General features: G+C 50.6%; 16 protein-coding genes. 14 read left to right on the plus strand and 2 right to left on the minus strand.

Annotated elements, in window-relative coordinates; genetic code table 11:
- Positions 1–17: 17 nt before the first annotated feature.
- Complete coding sequence (locus tag BUB30_RS34355) at positions 18–416, minus strand: LytR/AlgR family response regulator transcription factor (protein WP_073143585.1); 399 nt, start codon at positions 414–416, stop codon at positions 18–20.
- A 271-nt stretch (positions 417–687) separates the two neighbouring features.
- Here BUB30_RS34355 and BUB30_RS34360 point away from each other — a divergent pair, with 271 nt between their 5' ends.
- Both BUB30_RS34360 and BUB30_RS34365 read left to right on the plus strand, forming a co-directional pair.
- Positions 688–1740, plus strand: coding sequence for a sensor histidine kinase (locus tag BUB30_RS34360; protein WP_178377257.1), 1053 nt, complete (start codon positions 688–690; stop codon positions 1738–1740).
- Between the two features lie 75 nt (positions 1741–1815).
- Positions 1816–2511 carry a LytR/AlgR family response regulator transcription factor gene (locus BUB30_RS34365; RefSeq protein WP_245804224.1) on the plus strand — a complete coding sequence of 232 codons (696 nt, stop codon included), beginning with the start codon at positions 1816–1818 and terminating at the stop codon, positions 2509–2511.
- A gap of 35 nt (positions 2512–2546) precedes the next feature.
- On the opposite strand, the gene BUB30_RS34370 is transcribed toward BUB30_RS34365, so the two are convergent.
- The gene (locus BUB30_RS34370) at positions 2547–3149 is read right to left on the minus strand and encodes a hypothetical protein (protein WP_143165200.1); all 603 of its coding nucleotides are present in this window, start codon (positions 3147–3149) and stop codon (positions 2547–2549) included.
- Positions 3150–3240: 91 nt separating this feature from the next.
- On the opposite strand from BUB30_RS34370, the gene BUB30_RS34375 reads away from it, so the two are divergent.
- The 12 genes from BUB30_RS34375 to BUB30_RS34430 all read left to right on the plus strand — a co-directional run bounded on the left by BUB30_RS34375 (position 3241) and on the right by BUB30_RS34430 (position 22400).
- On the plus strand, positions 3241–3756 hold the full coding sequence (locus BUB30_RS34375; RefSeq protein WP_178377258.1) for a UpxY family transcription antiterminator: 516 nt from the start codon (positions 3241–3243) through the stop codon (positions 3754–3756).
- A 104-nt stretch (positions 3757–3860) separates the two neighbouring features.
- Positions 3861–4460: a D-sedoheptulose-7-phosphate isomerase gene (locus BUB30_RS34380; RefSeq protein WP_073143594.1), complete on the plus strand. Its 600-nt coding sequence runs from the start codon at positions 3861–3863 to the stop codon at positions 4458–4460.
- A complete protein-coding gene (gene rfaE1 / locus BUB30_RS34385; protein ID WP_073143596.1) occupies positions 4435–5898 on the plus strand; it encodes a D-glycero-beta-D-manno-heptose-7-phosphate kinase in 1464 nt (487 codons plus the stop codon). The genes BUB30_RS34380 and rfaE1 overlap by 26 nt, the downstream gene beginning before the upstream one ends.
- 24 nt (positions 5899–5922) lie before the next feature.
- Positions 5923–6471 (plus strand): D-glycero-alpha-D-manno-heptose-1,7-bisphosphate 7-phosphatase, encoded by a 549-nt coding sequence (locus tag BUB30_RS34390; protein ID WP_073143597.1) that lies wholly within the window; start codon positions 5923–5925, stop codon positions 6469–6471.
- A 35-nt stretch (positions 6472–6506) separates the two neighbouring features.
- A complete protein-coding gene (locus tag BUB30_RS34395) occupies positions 6507–8720 on the plus strand; it encodes a bifunctional alpha,alpha-trehalose-phosphate synthase (UDP-forming)/trehalose-phosphatase (RefSeq protein ID WP_073143599.1) in 2214 nt (737 codons plus the stop codon).
- Between the two features lie 11 nt (positions 8721–8731).
- The gene (otsB, locus tag BUB30_RS34400) at positions 8732–9562 is read left to right on the plus strand and encodes a trehalose-phosphatase (protein ID WP_073143601.1); all 831 of its coding nucleotides are present in this window, start codon (positions 8732–8734) and stop codon (positions 9560–9562) included.
- Positions 9563–9616: 54 nt separating this feature from the next.
- On the plus strand, positions 9617–12067 hold the full coding sequence (locus BUB30_RS34405) for an ABC transporter permease (protein WP_073143603.1): 2451 nt from the start codon (positions 9617–9619) through the stop codon (positions 12065–12067).
- 153 nt (positions 12068–12220) lie between these two features.
- Entirely contained in the window at positions 12221–12952 is a 732-nt protein-coding gene (locus BUB30_RS34410) for a class I SAM-dependent methyltransferase (RefSeq protein ID WP_073143605.1), read from the plus strand.
- 30 nt (positions 12953–12982) lie between these two features.
- Complete coding sequence (locus tag BUB30_RS34415) at positions 12983–13792, plus strand: cupin-like domain-containing protein (RefSeq protein WP_073143607.1); 810 nt, start codon at positions 12983–12985, stop codon at positions 13790–13792.
- A gap of 62 nt (positions 13793–13854) precedes the next feature.
- Complete coding sequence (locus tag BUB30_RS34420; RefSeq protein ID WP_073143609.1) at positions 13855–20334, plus strand: non-ribosomal peptide synthetase; 6480 nt, start codon at positions 13855–13857, stop codon at positions 20332–20334.
- 60 nt (positions 20335–20394) lie between these two features.
- Positions 20395–21390: a 2,3-diaminopropionate biosynthesis protein SbnA gene (sbnA, locus tag BUB30_RS34425; RefSeq protein WP_073143610.1), complete on the plus strand. Its 996-nt coding sequence runs from the start codon at positions 20395–20397 to the stop codon at positions 21388–21390.
- Between the two features lie 47 nt (positions 21391–21437).
- Positions 21438–22400, plus strand: a complete 963-nt coding sequence (locus BUB30_RS34430; protein WP_073143612.1) for a 2,3-diaminopropionate biosynthesis protein SbnB — start codon at positions 21438–21440, stop codon at positions 22398–22400.
- The last annotated feature ends 15 nt before the right edge of the window (positions 22401–22415 follow it).

The raw sequence follows: 22415 nt of genomic DNA on the forward strand, positions 1-22415 counted from the left end.
AGGAAGGCGGGTAACCCCTACGTTTTTGACGACAATATTTTGTTCACGGCAGCCTCGAAACTGGAAAAGGCAATGGGCTTGGTTAAATGGTCGATGAGCACAACGTGGTTTTCGATAAATATTTTTTTTGTATCAATGGATTCGGCCAGTGTAGCGGAGGTGATGACGATATAATACCGATGCTCGGACCGTTGTTTCAGTTTGCTGATCAGGTCGGTGCCCCAGGAGGCCTTGAGTTGCATGTCGAGAAAAACGACATCAACTTCCTGGGCTTTCAATACGGTGAAAGCCTCATCGACGCTTTCGCATACCGCCACCAATTTAAGGGAATTCATCCGGAGGATGTAGTTTTCCAGCACCTGCTGTCCCAAGGGTTCGTCTTCAATAACGATGCAAAGGAGGGGTGCTTCGTTCATAGGTATGGGGAGGGTTGCAATTCCCATTAATTTTTAAGGAAAATGCCTTATCTTTATTGATAAGGCAGTTGTAAGGAAAGAATTCCCGGGTTCGTTAAAAAAAAATGTCGACAAACCCATAAAACAATTCGACGAACGCGGGCTGACTTTAGACATATATGCTGGGCTTTTTTCAAGAAATACACATCCTGTATCCTAACGTGACTAATTTTTTTGTACCCTCTCGATGTTGATAGCCTTTTACAAGCGATTACATTTTGAAGATCACTACGTGCGGTGGGTTCTCCATGTTTTGTTTTGGGTGGTGGTGTACGTCTTCTTTATCTATCTCAAGAAGCCGCTGTTGGGATTGTCGTATGAAGAAACAGGGCTGGTGGTGTTGAAAGACCTGGTGACCATCGGCGCCATCTTTTATTTCCTTTCGTATGTGGTCATTACGCAGTGCCTGTTGAAGAAGCGATTTTTGTTGACGCTGCTTTCGATCATCCTCATCTATTACTTTTATGCGACCACGGTTTACCTGGAGTTTAAGTTTATTTCCCGGCTGATCGTCATTCCCGGGCGGGGCTATCAAGCCTATGGGCAGCGCATTCTGTCTGCCGGTTATCGGGGCATATTGACGTTGCAAAATGGTGCCGAGATTGCACTGGACCTGACGTATCTGCTGGCACCCGCCCTGATTGTGAAATTGTTTGTTGCGCTTGTCAAACTGAGCCGGCAGGCGTTGAAACTGGAAATGGACAATCTGAATTTGGAGCTGGCCTTTTTAAAAGCCCAGATAAACCCTCATTTTTTGTTCAATGCCCTCAACAATGTCTATTCGTTGGCGCTTGTGCGCAGTGAAAAGACGGCCGATACGGTGCTGAGACTCTCGGACCTGATGCGCTATACGCTCTACGAATCAAATGCATCCAAGGTGCCGCTGGAAAAGGAAATCCGGTTTTTTCGAAATTATGTCGAGCTGGAACGCATCCGACACAGCAGCCGTGTCACCATCTCCTTTGAGGTGGAGGGGGAGCTTGACGACTTGGTGATCGCACCCCTCATCATCTTTCCATTTCTGGAAAATGCATTCAAACATGGCATCAACAGTTCCATTGCCAGCTCGTGGGTGAGAATAGACGTGAAAGTTGCCGATGGCAAACTGCGTGTGGAGATAAAGAATACGCGTTTCCCCAATGCACACGCACCGAGAACAGTGGGTGGGATTGGAATTCCCAATACAAAAAAGCGTCTCAACCTGCTTTACCCCGATAAGCACTCCATTCATATAGTAGGTGAGGAAGACGTATTTTTAGTTACTCTGGAGATCGGTCTGGTGTGACCAAACGATTTTTTCGTATATTGTCCGTTACTGGACAAAGCGTTATCACAAGTCAAATGATGGATGATTAGATGCATGATAATCGATGACGAACCGCTCGCTCAAACCGTTATCGAAACATATATTCAACGTGTAAGCTACCTTTCGCTGGTAGCGAAATGCGAAAATGCAGTGGATGCCTTCGATGTCTTTCAGAACGAGAGCATCGATCTTATTTTTTGCGACATTCAGATGCCGCAGATCACCGGCATCGAATTTGTGAAGTCCCTCAAACAAGCGCCGCACGTCATCTTCACCACCGCCTACTCCGAATATGCCATCGAAGGATTTAACGTCGATGCGGTAGACTATCTCCTGAAGCCGGTCGCCTTTGATCGGTTTCTTCGTTCCGTGCAAAAAGTGAAACACTTATTGAGTGTGGAAAGCCCGTCGGCCGCCAAGGTCGAGGCCCCGGTCAATCATCTCTTTGTGAAGGAGGACTATAAATTGGTCAAAATCAATCATAGCGACATCCTCTACATCGAGGGTATGAAAGACTATGTAAAGATCTATGCTGCGCAGAAGATGATCATTACGCACATCACCATGAAACGATTGGAGGAACTATTGCCCCTGAACAGCTTCTACCGGTCTCATAAATCCTTCATCGTTCGCCTCGACGCCATTAACTCCATCAATGGCAACGAGATCGAAATCATTAACAAATCGAAAATACCCATCGGGGTTAAATATCGCGATGGATTGATGGGTGTTTTAAAGAATATCAATTGAGGCGCAGCCCGCGCCAGCCGTTGTTTTTCGCATTTTTAGCTTGAAAGCCCGTTTGCTCTGAAATGGAGCAAGAGAACTTGTTTTCCCTTTAACCGTTCCGACAGTTTTGCGTCCTTTTGCCCTTCGTTTGGAAAGGACATGTCTGGCGGCTCCTTCTGTATGTCTAATTCCCTGCTGCGTTGGTCTAAAACTTTTCCTGAAGTGCGGGATTCTTGATTGTTTAGAATCATCAACGCAAAAATAATAGCCCGCGCTAGTGTTTTTAAAGGGTGATTTTGAAACAGGATACTTTTAAACAAAAATAAACTACCCATGAAAGCCAAAAAACTAACCCTCAGAAAAAAAACCATCGCCACTTTCAACAGCCAACCGAAGTCTGACAGTGCGCTTATTTTGTTATCGTTGCACCCCATTTGCACGAGGGCAGGAATGTATTGAACCGCAGTAGCAGCACCGCACCAACAAATCATGCCAGTTGCCGAACGAACATGAAACGTTTGGTGCGGACGCTTCTGTGATGATACGCGACGGCCGCCAGGCCGCAACCGATTTTGCATCGTCGCTTCGAACCACCGGCTGAATACACAGCACGGAATGACTTCCTTCGAAGAATTACCTAAACATCTTATTTTTCTCAAATGACCAGCCGTTGTGGGTCATGGCGGCGAAGCCCTGCGAGCGCGATGATTTTAATTTGACTTCACTTCATTTAACAAAATGCATAACGCAATGGAAACGACAGCTTCAAAATGCGATTGGCACGTTGTCTATACTTATCCGCAATGCGAAAAGAAAGCTTTTGATAAGCTGGCGGCAAAGAATATTGATGCTTATCTCCCTTGTCAAACCGTTGTGCGACAATGGAGTGACCGCAAGAAAAAAATGGACGTGCCGCTGTTTCCGAATTATGTCTTTGTCAGCGTGAACCCGAAGGCGCGGCACGAAGTCCTGAACGTTCCCGGCATTACCCGCTTTGTATCCTTTGACGGGCAGCCCGCGATTTTGTCCGATCGGGAGATCACCACGATCAAAATGATGCTGGAGGGCAATGGGGACTTGACCTGCGAATCTTTTTATGCCGTGGGCGATCGGGTCAGGGTCATCAGTGGTCCCCTGCGTGGACTGGAGGGGATGCTTCTGGAAAAAAAGGGAGCCCATCGGTTTTACGTGCGATTCCATTCCTTTGAGCAAGCCTTGTCTATTGAGATTCAGGCAAACCGACTCGAAAAAATTACAAGTCATTAACATTACATTTTAAACGGGATTTTCACAACCGTATAGACGTGCGTTGTTCGCCGCCTGCTTTTTCGTTGTTAACTGAAAAGTATAAAATACTAAACCAACTATAAATGGTTACCGTTTCTGCGTCCGAAAAAAGCCTTCGTATCGCTCAGTTGATTCACGAGCACCAGCAAGTGATCGAGAATTTATTGCGCGTGAATCAAACGGCCATTGCTTACCTGTGCGAGGAAGTGAGAGGTCGTATGGAGAAAGGTGCAAAAATCTTATTGGCCGGCAACGGTGGCTCGGCGGCAGACTGCCAGCATATCGCTGCCGAATTTGTGGGCCGCTACAAAAGGACGCGATGCGCCTTGCCTGCGATTGCGCTCACCACCGACACGTCTATCATTACGGCGATCGGAAATGATTTTGGCTTTGCCGAGATTTTTGGGCGCCAGGTTTCGGCCCTTGGTTGTGAGCAAGACATCTTGATTCTTATTTCGACCTCGGGCAACAGCGAGAACCTTTTGCGGGCTGCCGCCGCGGCCCGGCAAAACCGTATGTTCACGGCGGCCTTTTTGGGGAAGGACGGTGGTGCCTTGGCGGCCTGCGTCGACTTGCCCATTGTAGTTCCGGGGACTGAAACGGCCCGCATCCAGGAGGCTCATATCTTAATTGGACATATACTTTGCGAATACTGCGATGACTGCACTGCTATCCATTCTTAAAAATCTCCATCGCGCCACCGTCCTGGTGGTCGGCGATGTGATGTTGGACAATTATGTTTACGGAACTGTGGACCGGATCTCTCCGGAGGCCCCCATTCCAATACTAAAAATTCAACGTAACAATGAAATGCTTGGCGGTGCCGGAAATGTTGTCGCCAATCTCCACGCCCTGGGCGTGCAGTGCTTTGTGGTTGGTGTTTGTGGAAAGGACGAGAACGGCATCAAACTGAGGCGGTTGCTCGCGGGCCTTGACCGTGTAGAACATCATATGCTGTCTGTGGATGATATGGCTACCGTGACGAAAACACGCTATGTATCCGGAAGTCAACAAGTGCTTAGAACCGACATTGAGACACCCAGCGCGATTCTCTCAGAGCGTTCGGGCGACATTTTTGCGCTTGTTTCCGGGGCGATCGATAGATGCGATGTGGTCATTTTGTCGGACTACAAAAAAGGGGTCATTACACCTGCACTTTGTCAATCCATTATCAGCCTGGCGCGTGATCGTGGCATTCCCGTGTTCGTTGATCCCAAGGGAAGAGACTACTCAACGTACCGGCAGGCTACCCTGATAAAACCTAACCTGAAAGAATTAAAAGATGCCTTTGGATATGAGGACATTACCGGACGGGAAGTGGACTATGCGCGAAGGCTATTGGCAAAATATGATATTGAATATTGTCTGCTCACCGTGGGCAAGGAAGGAATGAAACTGATCAGTAGAGATCATGAGATCTCTTTTTCTTCGGCACGTCGCGAAGTGTTCGATGTTTCGGGTGCTGGCGATGCGGTCATTGCCACCGTGGCGGCGGCGCAAGCTGCCGGTGCCAGCCTGGAGGACGCTTGCTATTTGTCCAATCTCGCGGGTGGCATTGCAGTGACCAAACCCGGTACTTCACCCGTGTCGAACTTTGAACTGGTCACGGAGCTGAAAGCCCGCAATAAAATTTTTACGCTTCCCGAGTTGATGCTCCAGGTGGAAGCCTGGCGGGCAAACGGATCTTGTGTCGGGTTCACAAACGGATGCTTTGATCTGCTTCATGCCGGGCACATTCAAACCTTAGATTATGCTCGAAAAAATTGCGATAAACTCATCGTCGCCATAAACAGTGATAGTTCCGTGAAGCGCCTCAAGGGCGAAGACCGGCCCATCAACTCCGAAGATCAGCGGCTGACGGTGATGGCTGCGCTGGAAAGCATTGACGCGCTCATTCTGTTTTCAGATGACACGCCGGAAACCATCATTGAATGGATTCAGCCTAACGTCCTGGTGAAGGGCGCGGATTATGCGCTGGCGGATGTGGTGGGAAAGAAATGTGTGGAGGCTTCGGGCGGGAAACTGCTACTGGCCCCGGTCGTGGAAGACCTGAGCACCACCCGCGTGATCCGTCGTATTCAGGCGACGTTGGAAAAGGAAAAACTTCACCCGGTAGCCTAGCTCGAAAAGAACCACTCACCTTCGATGAATCACGCCGTATTCCTGGACAAAGATGGAACGCTTCTGGAAAATATTCCCTACAATGTCGATCCGTCGCGAATCACGTTTATCGCTGGCGTGACAGAGGGATTGAATGTTCTTAAAAGAATGGGGTACTTACTCATACTCATTAGCAATCAATCCGGACTGGCGAAAGGTTACTTCGACGAGAAGGCCCTTCATATTAAATTGGACGCCCTGCAAACGGCGCTGACGCGCGAGCGTGCTGGCCTTGACGGCATGTATTACTGCCCACATCACCCCGACGGCACCTTTGAAAAATATAGCATGGTGTGCAGCTGTCGCAAACCCCGACCCGGCATGCTCTACCGGGCGGCGGCGGAGCATGACATCGATCTCTCTGCATCCTGGATGATCGGTGATACCCTTTCCGATATTGAAGCCGGCCATCGCGCGGGGTGCAAAACGATTTTGCTTTCCTGCCCGAACACACTTCATGGTGCTTCGGGAGCCACGGCCGAGGTGACAACGTTTCAGGACGCCGTGGCCGCTATACGGACCTCTAAAATTTAACGACGCTGTTTTGTGAATCTCCACCCTTCGACGGCATGCGACTGATTATTGTTGCCAATCGACTTCCGGTCACCACCGTGCGCCGCGGCACGACCCTTGCGTTTAAGCCTTCTATAGGAGGGTTGACCACGGGGTTGAACGCCTTGTTGCGCGCCGGCAACCCCAAGGGGTTGGATGACTATTGCTGGGTGGGATGGCCGGGTTTACCGCCCGCAGGATTTGATGACGAAGCGTTGCGTGCCGCGCTGGCAGAGATGCCCCGGTATGTTCCCGTGCTCTATTCAAAAAAACTATACAAGGATTTTTATTCAGGATTTTGCAATAGCTGTTTATGGCCTTTGTTTCATGCGTTGCCGACCTTGACGACGTATCAGGAGTGGCAATGGACGCAGTACGTGCGCGCCAATGAGCTTTATCTGGAGGCGCTTGCTCCCATGCTCCGGGAAGATGATGTGGTGTGGGTTCACGACTATCACCTGATGCTGCTGCCGCAAATGATCCGGCAGAAGTTCCCCCGGATCACCATCGGCTTTTTTTTACACATACCTTTTCCCCACTACGAGATTTTTCGAATCCTTCCCAGCGCCTGGCGGTCACAATTATTGAAGGGCATGATGGGCGCTGATGTTGTGGGGTTTCATACCAACGACTATGCGCAGGATTTTCTGAAATGTATTTTGAAGATTTCAGGCCTTGAGAACAAGGACGGTCTCGTGATGACGCAGAATAGGATTGTCGCCGTCCGAAACTATCCGATGGGAATTGCTTACGATGACTTTCACCGCGCCGCCTTGGAGACAGAGGCCTCGGGAAAGAAAAATGAATTTTTGAAGGACTTTCAAGGACAGAAACTAATTCTCTCCGTCGATCGCCTGGACTACACCAAAGGCGTGGTGAACCGGTTGCTTGGCTATGAACAATTTTTGGCGAAGCACCCGGAATGGCATCAGAAAGTGTCACTCATCATGGTGTTGGCGCCTTCGCGCACAGACGTAAGCCTGTACGGCCGGATGAAGAAAGAGATCGAGATGCTGGTTGGAAAGATCAACGGTGCTTTTGGTCAGCCGCACTGGACGCCCGTGCTCTATCAATATCAGACAAAGTCTTTTGACGAATTGAGTCTCTTGTACGTCACTGCGGATGTTGCCTTGATCACACCCTTGCGCGACGGCATGAACCTGATCGCCAAGGAATTTGTTGCGTCCCGCAGCCGTCAAAACGGCGTGTTGATCTTGAGCGAGCTGGCCGGTGCGAGCCAGGAGTTGATTGAAGCGAAAATCATCAATCCCTTCCACATCCGCGAAATTGCCGACGCCATTGACGAAAGCCTGAACCTGACGGAAGCCGAGCAGCACGACGCCATGACGCGGATGCGGCGACAGATCAAGGGTTATGATGTAGTGCGTTGGGCAGATGATTTTGTGGGTGACTTGACAAAGTCGCGCAAGACCATGGATGCATTGCGGCAAAAAATGTTTAGCCGAAAGGCCAGTGAACAATTTCTGGAGGCTTTTCTCCAATCTGAAAACCGTTTACTGCTCGTGGACTACGACGGCACGTTGGTCAGATTTGAACAATTCCCAAAGCAAGCTGCGCCACCGCCGCGGCTTTTGGAAACGCTTAAACGGCTAACCGAATGCTCAAATACAAAGGTTGTCGTGATGAGTGGGCGTGACCGTTTCACGATGGAGAAATGGTTCGACGGCACCGGTCTCGGCTTTGTTGCCGAAAACGGCGCCTGGATAAAAGATGGCCCGGCCTGGCAGATGATCGATTCCGTCACGGCCGATTGGAAGCCGATTGTTTTGCCTTTCATACAAGAATATAGTATCAGGCTTCCGGGATCTTTCCTGGAAGAGAAAGAATTCTCGATGGTCTGGCACTTCAGGAACTCTGATGTGGCATTAAGCCGGATGCGATCCGCTGAACTCCGGAGAGATCTGATGCCGATTCTGCAGGAGCATATGTTGGATTTTTCGGATGAGATCAAATCCGTGGAGATCCGTAAACGAGGCATCAGCAAAGACAAGGCGGTGGAGCGTTTTCTACAACGCCGGAATTATGATTTCGTAGCCGCATTTGGGGATGACTATACCGATGAAGGTGTTTTTCAAATGATACCTGCTCACGGGTTTACGTTCAAAGTAGGGATAGAACCCACGCACGCGCGGTTTATGCTGTTCGACGATGCACGTGTCGAATCCTTGTTGCGTTGGGTGACAGAAAATATTGGGCTGGAGGTTCGCTAATAAAAAACGAGATGGGCGGACATCGGCCAGAGTTGTTGATCGAACGGCAGTGGGCCATGCTGGAGCAGAAAGCCCGGGAATCGGAACGAAGAAGTTTTTTTCTCGATTACGACGGCACGCTGGCTCCTTTTCAGACCGATCCCGCGAAGGCGGATCCCACGGCGGAAGTTCTTTTGATCCTGGAGCGGCTTTGCCATAACCCGGCGAACCAGGTGGTGATTGTCAGCGGTCGCGATGCGATGACGCTCGATCGGTGGTTTGGAACGCTTCGCCTCACAAAGGTGGCCGAGCACGGAGCCTTTATAAGTCGCTTTGGAGAAGCATGGCAAGCGCTGCCGGGGATAGACCTATCGTGGAAAGAGCGGGTGCGGTCGTTGATGGAAGATGCTGTGGCCCTTTATCCGCTTTCTTCCGTTGAAGAGAAGGAACGATGTCTGGTCTGGCATTACCGCCGGGTGACCGGAAAATCGGTGGACAAGACAGCCCATCATCTCCTGCAGCAGATCGCGCGGGCGATCCCGCAGACGGTGGAAGTGATGGCAGGAAAGAAAATTGTAGAAGTGAAGCCTGCGTTTATCAATAAAGGAACAGCGCTACGCATGCTTGCGCTCGAGTTTTGTGCCGACTTTGTGATCACCGTTGGCGACGACAAAACAGATGAAGCGATGTTCGAAGTTTCGCCGGGATTTACGATAAAGGTTGGTCCCGGAGCTACCGCGGCCCGTTATCGGATATCCGGTACGCGGGCGGTGTTACAGATACTGAAGCGCCTGGCGGGCATACCCCCATTAGCGGGGATGGCCCTATGGAACGGTCAAGTGGACAGCCACACGGATAAGTGACCGGCATGTATTTATATTTTTTATTAACTTTCATCTAACGTTTGCTATAACCCTATGCTCCTCAACTATTTCAAGATCGTCTATCGGAACCTGCAGCGTAACAAACTTTACGCAATTATCAACATTGTGGGTTTATCCATCGGACTGGCCGTCTGCGTGATCATTATGCAATACGTAGAGTTTGAAAAGAGCTTTGATCGTTTTCATGCCAAGAGCAAAGAAATTTATCGCATCATTCTGGCCATGCCCAGAGACGATGGTTCTCTTCAAAAAGGTGCGGCGAACTATGCGCCGACGGCCCCTGCATTGAAGAACGATTTCCCTGAAATTGTAGACATTGTTCGCATCACGCCGGAGTATGGGCGCACCGTATTTAATATCGACGATAAAACGTTTGAAGAGAGCAAGGTTTATTATGCGGACTCAACCCTGTTTTCGGTGTTTGATTTTAAACTCATCGACGGCGACCCGCGAACTGCACTGGCTGAGCCGGGCTCGGTAGTGATGTCGTTGACCAGTGCTGAAAAATATTTCGGACCTCGTAGCGCGTGGAAGGAAAGTCCCGTGAATCAGTTGGTGCGCATGAACAATAAAGAGTTGTTGAAAATAAGCGGCATCATGGAGGATATTCCTGCCAATTCGCATCTGCAATTAAACGTGATCCTTTCGTTCACCACCTTTCTGCGTCATAACGATCCATCGAAAGAATGGGGATGGGACGATTTCTACACCTACATTGCCCTGAACCCTCAGGCCGACTACAAAGCGTTTGAAGCGAAGCTGCCGGCGTTTATCCGAAAATACAAAGGCAGTGAGGCCAAGGAGCTCATGCTCTTGCAGCCGCTGGAAGACATTCACCTGCACTCGGATGTGGGCTATGAACTTGAGCCCAATGGCAGTTACCAAACGGTTTACTTTCTTTCCGTAATCGCTTTTATTATTCTGGTCATTGCCTGGGTCAACTATGTTAACTTGGCCACGGCCCGGTCCGAACGACGCGGCAAGGAAGTGGGGATCCGCAAAGTCAGTGGAGCAAACCGGAAAGAAATTGTGCTACAGATGTTGCTTGAATCGTTCTGCATGAACCTGATTGCCATGGCGCTAACCCTGGCTGCGGTTTACCTGACCTTGCCTGCCGTGGGAAAAATGTTGGATAAGCCGCTGGAGTTTTCGTTGATGAACGACACGCGATTCATCACCACGGTCGTGATGTTGTATATCGGCGGCAGTTTGTTGGCTGGTATTTACCCGGCACTGGTGTTGTCGTCTTTCCAGCCCATGCAGGTGCTGAAAGGGGCCTCGCAAGGCATTGCCAAAGGCAAAACAATTTTGCGACAGGCCCTGGTGGTTCTCCAGTTTGTCATGTCCGCCGGACTGGTCACCTGCACGATCCTGATCCACTATCAACTAAAATATGTGAAGACGCAGGATCTCGGTTTTCATTATCAGGATATCCTCTTTATTAATTCGCCCAGTACGATCGACGATGCGTCGGAGTTTCTGAATAGCTATGACTATTTCAAAAAACAACTCCTGGGTTTCCCGGAAATTGCCAAAGTATCTATTTCCTCGGCCTTGCCCGCAAAGTCGTATAACGATATGGACATGCGCGGTCCGATCAAAATGGTCGGTCAGAGCGAGGATGCCGGGACTTCTTTTGCGGTGTATCGCGTGGATAAGGATTTCTTTGACGTCATGGGCATTAAGATGATTGCCGGAAAGAACTTTACCAACGAAGCCTCCAGGGCTCAACTTATCGGAGACAGCACCGAACACTTTGTGCTGGTGAATCGAAAGGGCGCAGCGTTGCTTGGCTATGCCAACCCCGCCGATATCGTGGGGAAGCAAATGAGCCTTGACGGCAATCCGAGAGAGGTGATGGGGGTGTTTGAAAATTATCATCACAAGTCGCTAAGGAACGCTATCGAACCCATGATTGTGAGAAACCGGATCGCCAGCATGCTTTACATTTCCATCCGCCTGGCCGACAATTCACATCTCGATATAAACACCGTCATCGGGAAAATCCGAAGAACATGGAACGAGGTCTACCGCGAGAGCCCATTCATCTACTCGTTTCTCGATCAGCATGTGGAGGCGCAATACAAAGACGACGATCGGTTCAATAAGATATTTACTTTGTTTTCTGTATTTTCTGTTGCGATTGCCTGCCTGGGATTGTTCGGCCTGGTTTCCTATTCCGTGTCCGTGCGCATCAAAGAGATCGGGATCCGCAAAGTTCTCGGAGCGTCTATGGGAAATATCGTGACCTTGTTTTTTAATGATTACTTAAAATTGCTGGGCATCTCATTCATCATTGGCATTCCGCTGTCGGTCTATGTTATTGACCTTTGGCTGCAGAATTTCGCCTACCGGGCGCCATTGCAGTGGTGGTTATTTTTCATCCCCGCATTGATCGTTACGGTGCTGGCATTCTGCACCATTATTGGTCAGGTGGTGAAAGCCGCGATGTCCGATCCCAGCAAAACGCTGAAAGCGGAATAATTCTTCTCCTCATCCATTTTTTCTTTCATCGGTTTTAGACAAGCTATCCTTGTCGGTCGGTTGCAGACCGGAGTGATTGCACGTGTCTAGTTCCTTCCTGGAAAGCTTTAAAGCTTACCGGTATCCTTTCGTTACCCATAAAATCAATTTGATATGAACATCGCTCAATTTTGGGAAGCCTGCCTCAAGGTTTCTTACAACGAAAAAAAATTATTGACGTCCCTGGACGGGATCTTAAAGAACCGCCAGCCCAGGAGAATTCTGGACTGTGCCTGTGGCACCGGGTTTTTAACCCTCGACCTGATTGCCCGTGGTTATGACATTACCTGTTCGGACGGAAGCAAACAGATGCTGCGTGAATTCCGAAAAAATGCCCAGCGAAAAAAAGTATCGGTAAAGCCGCGCCTGTTAAAATGGGAGCAGCTGGCCAAGAACTTTCCACAGGAGTTTGATTTCGTTATGTGCCGTGGTAGTTCCCTGATCTATGCCAGTGGATGGGATCGCTCCCGGAAACAGAACGAGCACGTGATCCGGGAATCGATTTCGAATTTCTATCAGTGTTTGTCACCCGGTGGTGTCCTCTATGTGGACACGACCGCTGCTACAAACCTCAAGGCAAGCCGTCCGGAGCGGAACCGGTTAAAGCGGCAGGTGGAAGGCTCTGTTATTTCGCTGGACGAAACCGTGGTTACCGACAAAAAGAACGCGCTTCGTACCTGGGAGTCTTCCCTTGAAGTGGATGGAGAATCCTTTAAGCTGAGACGGTATTCCCATTATCTGCCTCACGGGCGGTTGAAGAGCTTGCTCCGCGGATGTGGTTTTAAAAGAATCAGAAAAGTGGCTGTTTCGGGAGAGCATTATGATGTTTTTCTCGCGGAGAAGTAAACCGAAAGACACTTAAAAAAAATTATTCGCATGGAATTACCTTATAAAAAAATGGAGTGGGTCGAAGCATGCTCCGATCCCACGCCCTCTTATTTCGAAGAGCACTTTGCCAATGCCAGTTTGCCTGCGCTGATCCACAACGTGGCAAACCACTGGCCGGCGATCGCCAAATGGAATCCGGAGTTCTTTTCAAAACGCTATCCCGACCTGACGGTAACGGTAACGCGATTCCGAAAATCGGAAGTCAAGAAAATGAAGTTGGCCGATTTCTTCGCGTACATGGCCACCACCAAAGACGAGAACCCCTTCTATCTTAGCGAGTGGGAATTTGAACAGGAATGCCCGGAGCTGATGGACGATTACGTTGTGCCATCCTACTTCCATAACTGGATCGACAAGATCGACAAATCCCAACGGCCTATTTGGAATTGGTTTTACATTGGGCCTGCGGGAACGGGCTCCCCCATGCACGTGGACGTGATGGCTTCCAGTGCCTGGAACGCCGTGATCACGGGACAAAAGCTGTGGGTCTTTTTTCCGATAGACCAGCTTGAATTTATCTATAACGGTCAGATCAATGCCTTCAAGCCTGATTTTGATGCGTTCCCGCTTTTAAAAAATGCACGGCCCTACTATTGTGTACAGAATCCTGGCGACATTGTTTTTACACCCAGCATGTGGTGGCACCAGGTTTATAACGCAGAAGACACCATCTCCATCACCGGAAATTTCCTGAATCACACCAACGTGAAGGATGTGGAGAGCTTTATGACGCGTAACAATCTTTCGCAAGAACTCAGTGTTCTTCGGTTGCTCAAGAAATCGTTCCTGGTTTCATAAGCTTTAAACCTGAAGCCATGAGATAGGCTTCCAATCTGTCCCTATAACCTGTTTGCCTCAAGATGAATTTTCAGCATCCCGCCACGTTGGTTGACATTATCCGTCAGTCCAGCGAACTCATGCCAGACAACGGCATGGTCTTCATAGAAGGAAGTGGAACCGAGACGTTTGTTTCGTATCGTGAGCTCTACGCGAAGGCGCTTTCGGCGTTATATCAGTTGCAAACGCAAGGGCTTCGTCGCGGCGACGAGGTGATCTTGCAATTGGACAGCAACCGCGATTTTGTGGTCGTGTTTTGGGCTTGCGTGCTTGGCGGATTGATTCCAGTGCCTTTATCGGTTCTTCAGACCGAAGAAAATTTTACAAAGCTGTGCAACATATGGCAGCTGCTGGCCCACCCCAGCATTGTTACGACGAATCAAAACTGCGGGCGCATACCCTTGTATGGCGCGCGTCTTGCAGCCGACGAAGAGATGGTGAAGGCGATGGTGAATTGCGTGATCGTAGACGACATTGTGCTGCATAGTGGTGGTGAGGGAGAGGTGTTCTGCCCTTCGCCCACCGACATCGCTTATGTCCAGTTTTCGTCCGGCTCGACCGGCGATCCGAAAGGGGTGATGCTGACGCACGACAACCTGATCAGCAATATTCAATCTATTCACGGGGGCATTCAGTCGCCGCCGGCGGGCGACAAATTTTTCAGCTGGATGCCGCTGGTACACGACATGGGGCTAATCGGATTCCACCTGACGCCGCTTTACAGGGGTTGGACGCACTACCTGATGCCCACGGAGTTGTTTATCAAGCATCCCTCGCTATGGCTGACAAAAGTATCGGATCACCGGATCACGTTCACATCGTCGCCGAATTTTGGATACCACTATGTTCTCGAACACTTTGATCGCCTGCACCGATCGTCGCTTGACCTTTCGTGTCTTCGCGTCATTGTGAATGGCGCCGAACCGATTTCAAGTGAGCTTTGCGAAAGCTTTAGCAGCGCGCTGGCACCCTTTGGATTGAAACGCGAGGTGATCTTTCCCGTCTATGGCCTGGCCGAAGCCAGCCTGGCCGTTACCTTTTCGAAAGTAGAACAGGCCTTCAATTTTGTCACCGTCGACAGAAACCAGGTGAAGGTAGGCGACCCCCTCATGAAGACAGAAAGAAACGGAGTGTCGTTTGTGAATGTTGGGCAACCGGTGCGCGATGTGGCTGTTCGCCTGGTCGATCAGCATGGAAAAATGGTCGGCAGCGACACCATTGGCAAGATCGAGATCAAAGGCCGTTCCGTCACGCAAGGGTATTATAAAAATGCCGAAGCCACAAGAAGAATAATGCGCCCCGACGGATGGCTCGATACGGGTGACCTCGGTTTTTTTGTTGACGGCAACCTTTACGTCACGGGACGTCATAAAGATATCTTTTTCATCAACGGAAGAAATTATTACCCTCATGACATCGAGAAGGTGGCACAGGAGGGAGCGAAGCTGAAATTAAATGCGGTGGTCGTTGTGGGGTATCACAACGAGGGCCTTCAACGCGATGAGGTCCTGGCCTTTGTTTCCTTCCGCCGCAGTCCCGAAGAATTTGTGCCCGTGGTTTCTCGTCTGAAAGAGCACGTGGCACGGGCGACGGGCGTGGTCATTGATCATGTGTTGCCGGTCGGTCGTATACCAAAGACCACGAGCGGCAAGATTCAGCGCTTCAAATTGCTGGAGCGTTATCAGCAAGGAGAATTTGATGCCCTGCAGCAAAACCTGGCGTCGATGGTTGGGGTAAACCAATCTTCCCTCGACGCGGAAATGCTGGACGATGTTTCCCGTTCGATTTTTCGGGCCTGGCAGAGCGTTCTCAATACCCCCGTGGCGTCTGTTGACGAGAACTTTTTCAGCGTCGGTGGAACCTCTTTGAAAGCCGGGAAACTGGCGGCGCTACTCGCACAGCAATTTCAACAGGACGTGCCCGTGGAAATCATCTTTCTGCACCCCACACTGCGGAAGCAAGCCGAATATATGAGCAGCTGCGCCGCGCTGAGGATACCTGAAATTGAACCATCGTCGTCATCACGGGAGTATTATCCGTTGTCGGCGGCCCAAAAAGGGATGTTCTTTCACAGCCGTGCGCAGCAATCGAAAGCCTATAACTTATCGCGCGTCGTCACGCTGAGGGGAACTCCGGACGAAGCATTGTTGGAAGCCAGCTTGCAGCTGTTGGTGAAGCGATATGAGATCCTTCGGACAACTTTTTACCTGGTGGATGACGAGCCCGTTCAAAAAATTCAGCCGGCCCCAACGGGCAAGCTTTTGAAGCACGTGGTTCTGGATCGTGCGGTAACCGACGAAGACCTGTTGCAGCACACGAAGATCTTTGACCTGGAGGAGTCCTTTCCCTGGAATTTTACACTGTTTAAAACCGAGACCGAAGACTGCGTCCTGCTGCTGGATATTCATCACATTCTTGTGGACGGTCTTTCCCTAACAGCGCTCGTGAATCAGTGGTGGGACCTCTATCAAAACAAGACGGATCAGCAGACAGCCCCCCTTCAGTTCAAAGAATATTGCTGCTGGGAGCAGCGCATGATGCAAACGGATCTATGGCAAAGCCAGAGAACTTTTTGGATGGAACAGCTGGCAGGCGCGCGCCCGGCCATTACGTGGCCCGCAGATTTTAACCGTCCTGCCCGCCCGGCCTACACAGGTCGAAAGGTGCGTTTTTCTGTTTCGGAAAGTCGCTATCATGCATTGAAGCAATTGGCTGTCAGGAACCAGGTGACCTTGCACATGCTGATGTTTGCCCTCTACCAACTTTTGCTTCACCGGTTTACGGGCAATCGCCGGATTTTTACAGGCGTTGCTGTCGGGGGCCGGCGAACGCCACAGTTGGAATCTGTGCCCGGCATGTTCGTGAATACTTTGCCGATTGAAAGTACCTATCCGTCGCAGCAGTCGTTCCCTGAATTTCTCGCCGACATAAAGAATAAACTCATCGATGCCTATCGGCATGCCGATTATCCCGCGGAGGCATTGCTAAAAGAATTCAATGGTGCTGGCGGTGCGCCGCGGGCAACCCTGTTCGACACGATGTTCCTGTATCAGGACTTTGGCGAGGTGACGTCGCCTGATGACTTTATTTGCGAGGAACGTTTTTTTGACCCCGGTGTCGCACGTTTCGACATAACCCTCGAAGTGGTTGCAGCGCGCGACCAAATGCAATTTTCCCTGGAATATGCCGACCAGCTTTTTGAGGGGCGCTCCATCCAAAGCCTGGGACACTACTATCAAATGTTGTTGGAAAATGTTGTCCGTCATCCCACCAGTTTGTTGGCGGACCTTCTCCTATACTCAACGGAAGAAAAAGAGAGACTTCTCGCCGCGGGAAGGGGAAGATCGCTGGTGGCAGACGCGGTGTTGCAGGAGACGGTCCATCGCCAGTTCGAACAACGGGTTCATCTCAACTCGGCCGATAGCGCGGTGAAAACAGCTGCACGCGCCTATTCTTTTTTGGAAATCAATGAGAAGGCCAATCGATTGGCGCATACGTTAATCAAAAACGGCGTCAAGCCGGACGTGCCTGTGGGCATTGTTTGTGACCTATCTGAAAATCTTGTCGTTGCCATCCTGGCGGTCTTAAAAGCCGGCGGTGCCTATGTTCCCATGGATTCGGATTATCCGGTGGCACGAAAAAAATATATCATCCAAGACAGTGGCATGCACGTGTTGCTGGTCAGTGCTTCACAAGCCCATGACGAAAAGATCTTTGGGGAAGCCGGTGCAGAAAAAATAATATATATCGATCGCGACGAGGATTATGATGCAAACACCGTTAACCCGGAGGTTTGGAGTTCGCCGGAAAATCTGGCCTATGTTATCTATACGTCGGGAACTACCGGTCAGCCCAAGGGGGTAGCGGTTACCCACGGCAACCTCATGGCGTATCTGCGTTGGGCCTCGCCGCTCTATGCAGGGGAGACGTTTGCGTTGTTCACCTCCATTGCTTTCGACCTCACCGTTACGTCGGTGTTCGTTCCGTTGGTAGCAGGGTATTGCATTCGGATCTATCCGGCGGTGTCTTTTGACCGGGTAACGGTCATTCAGCAAATTGTCGAGGACGACGATTGTGCCGTCGTAAAACTTACGCCATCGCACCTGAAGATCATTAATGAACTGGATAGCTCCAGCTTGTCGCGTGTGCGTAGACTTAAAAAAATTATCGTCGGCGGGGAGCAACTTGACGCGCCCCTGTGTCGGGCGATCAGTGATAAATTTCAAGGGAAGGTAACCATCTTTAACGAGTATGGCCCGACCGAAACCACGGTAGGGTGCGTCGTTCACGCCTTCGATCCAGTGGGCGATGTCGGCGACGTTGTGCCGATCGGTGTTCCACTGGGCGGTAATCATGTGTACGTTCTGGACGATAGGCTTGCCCCCGTTCCGGCGGGCGTGGTGGGAGAATTATACATTGCCGGCGACCAGGTGGCCCGGGGTTATCTGTCGAAACAGGAACTTTCCCATCAACGCTTTGTCCCCAATCCATTCCTCGATCATGAGCGGATGTACAAAACGGGTGACCTGGTGAAATTACAGCATGACATGACCATTTTATATATCGGTCGCATAGACGATATGATGAAGATCAATGGCTATCGCGTCGAACCCGGAGAGATTGAAAGTGAGATCAAGCGTTTTGAAAATATACGCGATGCGGTAGTCGTTTCCGGCGACGCATCGAAGCAACCGAAACTTTGTGCGTACTACACATCGCCTGCGCCGGTAAATGAAGAAGATCTCCGTTTCGCGTTGCGCAGGGCATTGCCGTTCTATATGGTTCCCACTGCCTTTCGGTGGCTTGCCCGCATCCCGCTGACGGTCAACGGGAAGATTGACAAGCTCGCACTGCCTGCCTTCGATGCGGGTGACACCGCTGTTGCAGCGCCCCGAAACGAGACGGAAGAAACCATGGTCCGGATTTTCAAAGAAGTACTTCGGCTCGACACCGTGGGCATCGACGACAATTTTTTCGAATTGACAGGCGATTCCATCAAAGCGGTGCAGATCGTTTCGCGACTTCAAAGAAACGGATACGCGCTGGCCGTAAAAGATTTATTGACGGCACAAACCATTCGGCGCGTCAGCGCCATGGCAACGCCAACATCGGGTGTCCGGAACAATGACCTGGTGACCGATACGAAGCTATTGACGCCCATTGAAAGATGGTTTTTTAGAAAAGTGCAACCCGATTTGAATTACTATTGTCAGTCGGTGTTGCTGGAATTTTCAGAACGGCCGGACCGGGCGATTTTGGAACAAACCTTTTCAATCCTCTTACAGCATCATGATGGTCTGCGTCTTAATTATTCTGCAACCGACCATAGATTTCATTTTGACACATCCTGTTTGCGGAGCCCTTTTGTTGTGGAAGAGCACAATGTGGAAGGACATCGGTTGTCGCACCGGGCTTATGAGGCAATAGGCATGCACCTGAAAAGAAGCCTGGACATAACGTCCGGTTCCCTCATGCGGTGTGCCCTCATTCACGATGTTTTATTCGATGCCGTACTCATCGTGGTGCACCACCTGGCCACCGACGGCATTTCGTGGCGGATCCTTCTGGAAGATTTTAGCCAGGTGTACGAAGCGCTGCGACAGGGAAACAAAATTTCGCTGCCGGCCAAGACGGCTTCGGTCGTGGACTATGCCCATACGTTGTCGATGCTCCAGACGCAGGCCTATTTCGAACACGAGATACCTTACTGGAATGAAATAGAGCGAACGCGCTTCCGGCTTCCGGACGATTTCACATTTCAAACTTTTCAGGCCCCAGGATCGGGAGAGATTTCAGCTGACTTTGACGGTGCCACCACGCGATTTCTTTCGCGGGAGGCCGTTCAGTTCTTTCGCACCGACGTTCAGGTACTCTTGTTAACGCCGCTCGTTCTCATCCTGCGGGAATGGACGGGCAAGCAGGATATTGTTGTCGAACTGGAAGGTCATGGCCGTGATATCGAAGGACTAAATACTTCGCGGACAGTAGGGTGGTTCACCACGCTATTCCCCGTAGTATTATCGGTAGAGGAGGGCAGCATAAGCCGGCAGATCTTGAAAATAAAAGAGCAGCTGCGGGCGGTTCCTCATGGCGGTCTGGGATACGGCATACTCAAATCGTATTCGGAGAGCCCCCTGCAGGATAGCCTTCACCCGCCGCAGATCCGTTTCAATTACCTCGGCGAATTTGAAGACGAGATCAATAATTCCCTCTTCACGCTTTCTTCGCGCCCCAGCGGCGCAGACAGCGCGCCGGAAAACGAAAGCACGATCCACGTGGAGATCAATGCCATGATCGTGAGTGGTAGTTTAAGAATCAACTTGCGCTACGACCGCCAGTTTCATAAAGAGCAAACCATGCGATGGTTTCTGGAAAACTACCGGAAACACCTGGCCACGCTCGTCGATCATCTTCAAAAGGAAAATAGCTATCATTTCAGCGAGTCTGATTTCGGCGCCGTGGCACTGGATACGAACGATCTCGCGGTGCTATTCAAAACATAACGTCGTTGCGCGCCGTTTGCTTTAGCCCTGTTTTGTGTTTGCCATTCTAACCAGCGTTCTATGATATTCAATTCTGTTCTTGACCTCGTGGGCGAAACGCCTGTGGTTCACTTGCCCATGCCCGAGCTTGACAACATCAATGTGTTTGCCAAGTTGGAATACGCCAATCCCACCGGGAGTATAAAGGATCGCGCCGCCGCCTACATCTTGCGGAACATTCTGAAGGACCAGACCATTAACCGGGAGACGACCATCATTGAATCGTCGTCCGGTAATTTTGGCATCGCCCTTTCTTCCGTGTGCCGGTCGTTGGGATTAAAATTTATTTGTGTGATAGATCCCTGTATCTCGCCGGCCAATGAGTTTTTGATCCGTTCGTTTGGGGCCACCGTTGTTAAGGTTCAACAAGAAGACGAATATGGCGGCTACCTGCTGACCCGCCTGGAGAAAGTGAGAGAGCTGCAGTCGACGATCCCTAATTCGTATTGGGTGAACCAATACGGCAACCCGCTCAACGCCCGTACTTATTATGAATCGTTGGGCCAGGAAATTCACCGGGAGTTTGAGACGCTCGGGCTGGACTACATTTTTCTCGGCGTGAGCTCCGGCGGTACCATTGCCGGTCTCTCGCGGAAGCTCAAGGAAAAATTTCCCAACATCGCCGTGGTGGCCGTTGATGTGGAGGGGTCGGTGATCTTTGGCAACAAACCAAAGAAAAGAAGGATCCCCGGCATCGGGTCGAGCATGGTGCCGAGCATTCTAAAGTATGCCCAGATCGACGATGTGGTCATTGTGAATGAGCAGGAGACCGTTTCGGCTTGTCGCGAGATGCTGTCCGACAACTTTATTTTTGCGGGAGGCTCATCGGGGTCGGTGTACGCGGGCATGCGCAAATATTTTGCGACCCATCGTGCGCTATATACCTGCAACGCCTTGTGCATTTTGCCCGACCGCGGCGAACGATACCTGCACACCATCTACAACGATCACTGGGGCATTGAAATTTCCGAGCGCAGAGTGGCCGAACCTGCCGGCGAAAAAGACACCCACCTCTGACGTCGCCCATACCCAATGACATTCTCATCCGCATTTTCAATTTTCTTATGCGATACCTCAACGAAATTACCCTGAAACGCATCGGCATTGCCTGGAGCGAGACCATTTCCGTCATCGAAGACGCCACGCGGTGCTTGAGCAACCATGACTATGCGCAGCCCATTAAACCTTATCTGCGCTACAATACGCTGACCAACCGCATCATTGCCATGCCGGCATTTGTGGGAGGCGACGTTGCCACCGCTGGTATCAAGTGGATTGCCAGTTTCCCCGACAACTATAAGATCGGACTGCCCCGCGCGCATTGTGTCGTCATCACCAACGATGCCGACACCGGAAAGCCGATGGGCATCATCAACGCATCGCTGATAAGCGGTATTCGTACCGCGTCGGTGAGCGGCGTTTTTATCAAACAATTCGCCGCCGCCCGTTCCGGCACTCCGCTGCGCGTTGGCATTGTGGGCTTTGGGCCGATTGGACAACTGCACTTGGAAATGTGTTTGCAATTGTTGGGTGACCAACTTGCCGAAGTAACACTCTACGATACGCGCGAAATCGATCCGGCGCTCCTTCGCGGCAAGAACGTTCGCGTTGCCGACTGCTGGCAGGACGCTTATCGGGATGCAGACATCTTTATGACCTGCACCGTTTCGAAGGCGGCCTACATTGACCTCCCCCCAAAACCCCGGTCGCTGCACCTCAATGTATCACTGCGCGACTATAAACCCGAGGCTGCGGCATGGTTCGAGGGCGCTATTGTGGTCGACAACTGGGAGGAAGTGTGTCGTGAAAAAACCGATATCGAATTTATGCACCTCGAGAAAGGTCTTGCCAAGGAACACACCTTCTCCATGGAAGAGGCGGTAGACACCCCGCTAATTCAAAGTCTGAACGATCAGCAAAAGGCGATTATGGTCAACCCCATGGGCATGGCCGTATTTGATATTGCGATAAGCAAATATTATCTCGACAAGGCCGCTCAAATGAATCTGGGCAATTTGTTGGACTAAAAATAAAAAACGCGT

The sequence above is a fragment of the Chryseolinea serpens genome, assembly GCF_900129725.1.
Taxonomy (GTDB): domain Bacteria; phylum Bacteroidota; class Bacteroidia; order Cytophagales; family Cyclobacteriaceae; genus Chryseolinea; species Chryseolinea serpens.

Excerpts from the sequence above, each read along its gene's own strand:
- sbnA (WP_073143610.1), top strand. The coding sequence starts at position 20,395 with ATGATATTCAATTCTGTTCTTGACCTCGTGGGCGAAACGCCTGTGGTT.
- rfaE1 (WP_073143596.1), top strand. The coding sequence starts at position 4,435 with ATGACTGCACTGCTATCCATTCTTAAAAATCTCCATCGCGCCACCGTC.
- BUB30_RS34365 (WP_245804224.1), top strand. The coding sequence starts at position 1,816 with ATGATAATCGATGACGAACCGCTCGCTCAAACCGTTATCGAAACATAT.
- BUB30_RS34405 (WP_073143603.1), top strand. The coding sequence starts at position 9,617 with ATGCTCCTCAACTATTTCAAGATCGTCTATCGGAACCTGCAGCGTAAC.
- BUB30_RS34410 (WP_073143605.1), top strand. The coding sequence starts at position 12,221 with ATGAACATCGCTCAATTTTGGGAAGCCTGCCTCAAGGTTTCTTACAAC.
- BUB30_RS34390 (WP_073143597.1), top strand. The coding sequence starts at position 5,923 with ATGAATCACGCCGTATTCCTGGACAAAGATGGAACGCTTCTGGAAAAT.
- BUB30_RS34380 (WP_073143594.1), top strand. The coding sequence starts at position 3,861 with ATGGTTACCGTTTCTGCGTCCGAAAAAAGCCTTCGTATCGCTCAGTTG.
- BUB30_RS34355 (WP_073143585.1), bottom strand. The coding sequence starts at position 416 with ATGAACGAAGCACCCCTCCTTTGCATCGTTATTGAAGACGAACCCTTG.
- BUB30_RS34375 (WP_178377258.1), top strand. The coding sequence starts at position 3,241 with ATGGAAACGACAGCTTCAAAATGCGATTGGCACGTTGTCTATACTTAT.
- otsB (WP_073143601.1), top strand. The coding sequence starts at position 8,732 with ATGGGCGGACATCGGCCAGAGTTGTTGATCGAACGGCAGTGGGCCATG.
- BUB30_RS34420 (WP_073143609.1), top strand. The coding sequence starts at position 13,855 with ATGAATTTTCAGCATCCCGCCACGTTGGTTGACATTATCCGTCAGTCC.
- BUB30_RS34430 (WP_073143612.1), top strand. The coding sequence starts at position 21,438 with ATGCGATACCTCAACGAAATTACCCTGAAACGCATCGGCATTGCCTGG.
- BUB30_RS34395 (WP_073143599.1), top strand. The coding sequence starts at position 6,507 with ATGCGACTGATTATTGTTGCCAATCGACTTCCGGTCACCACCGTGCGC.
- BUB30_RS34415 (WP_073143607.1), top strand. The coding sequence starts at position 12,983 with ATGGAATTACCTTATAAAAAAATGGAGTGGGTCGAAGCATGCTCCGAT.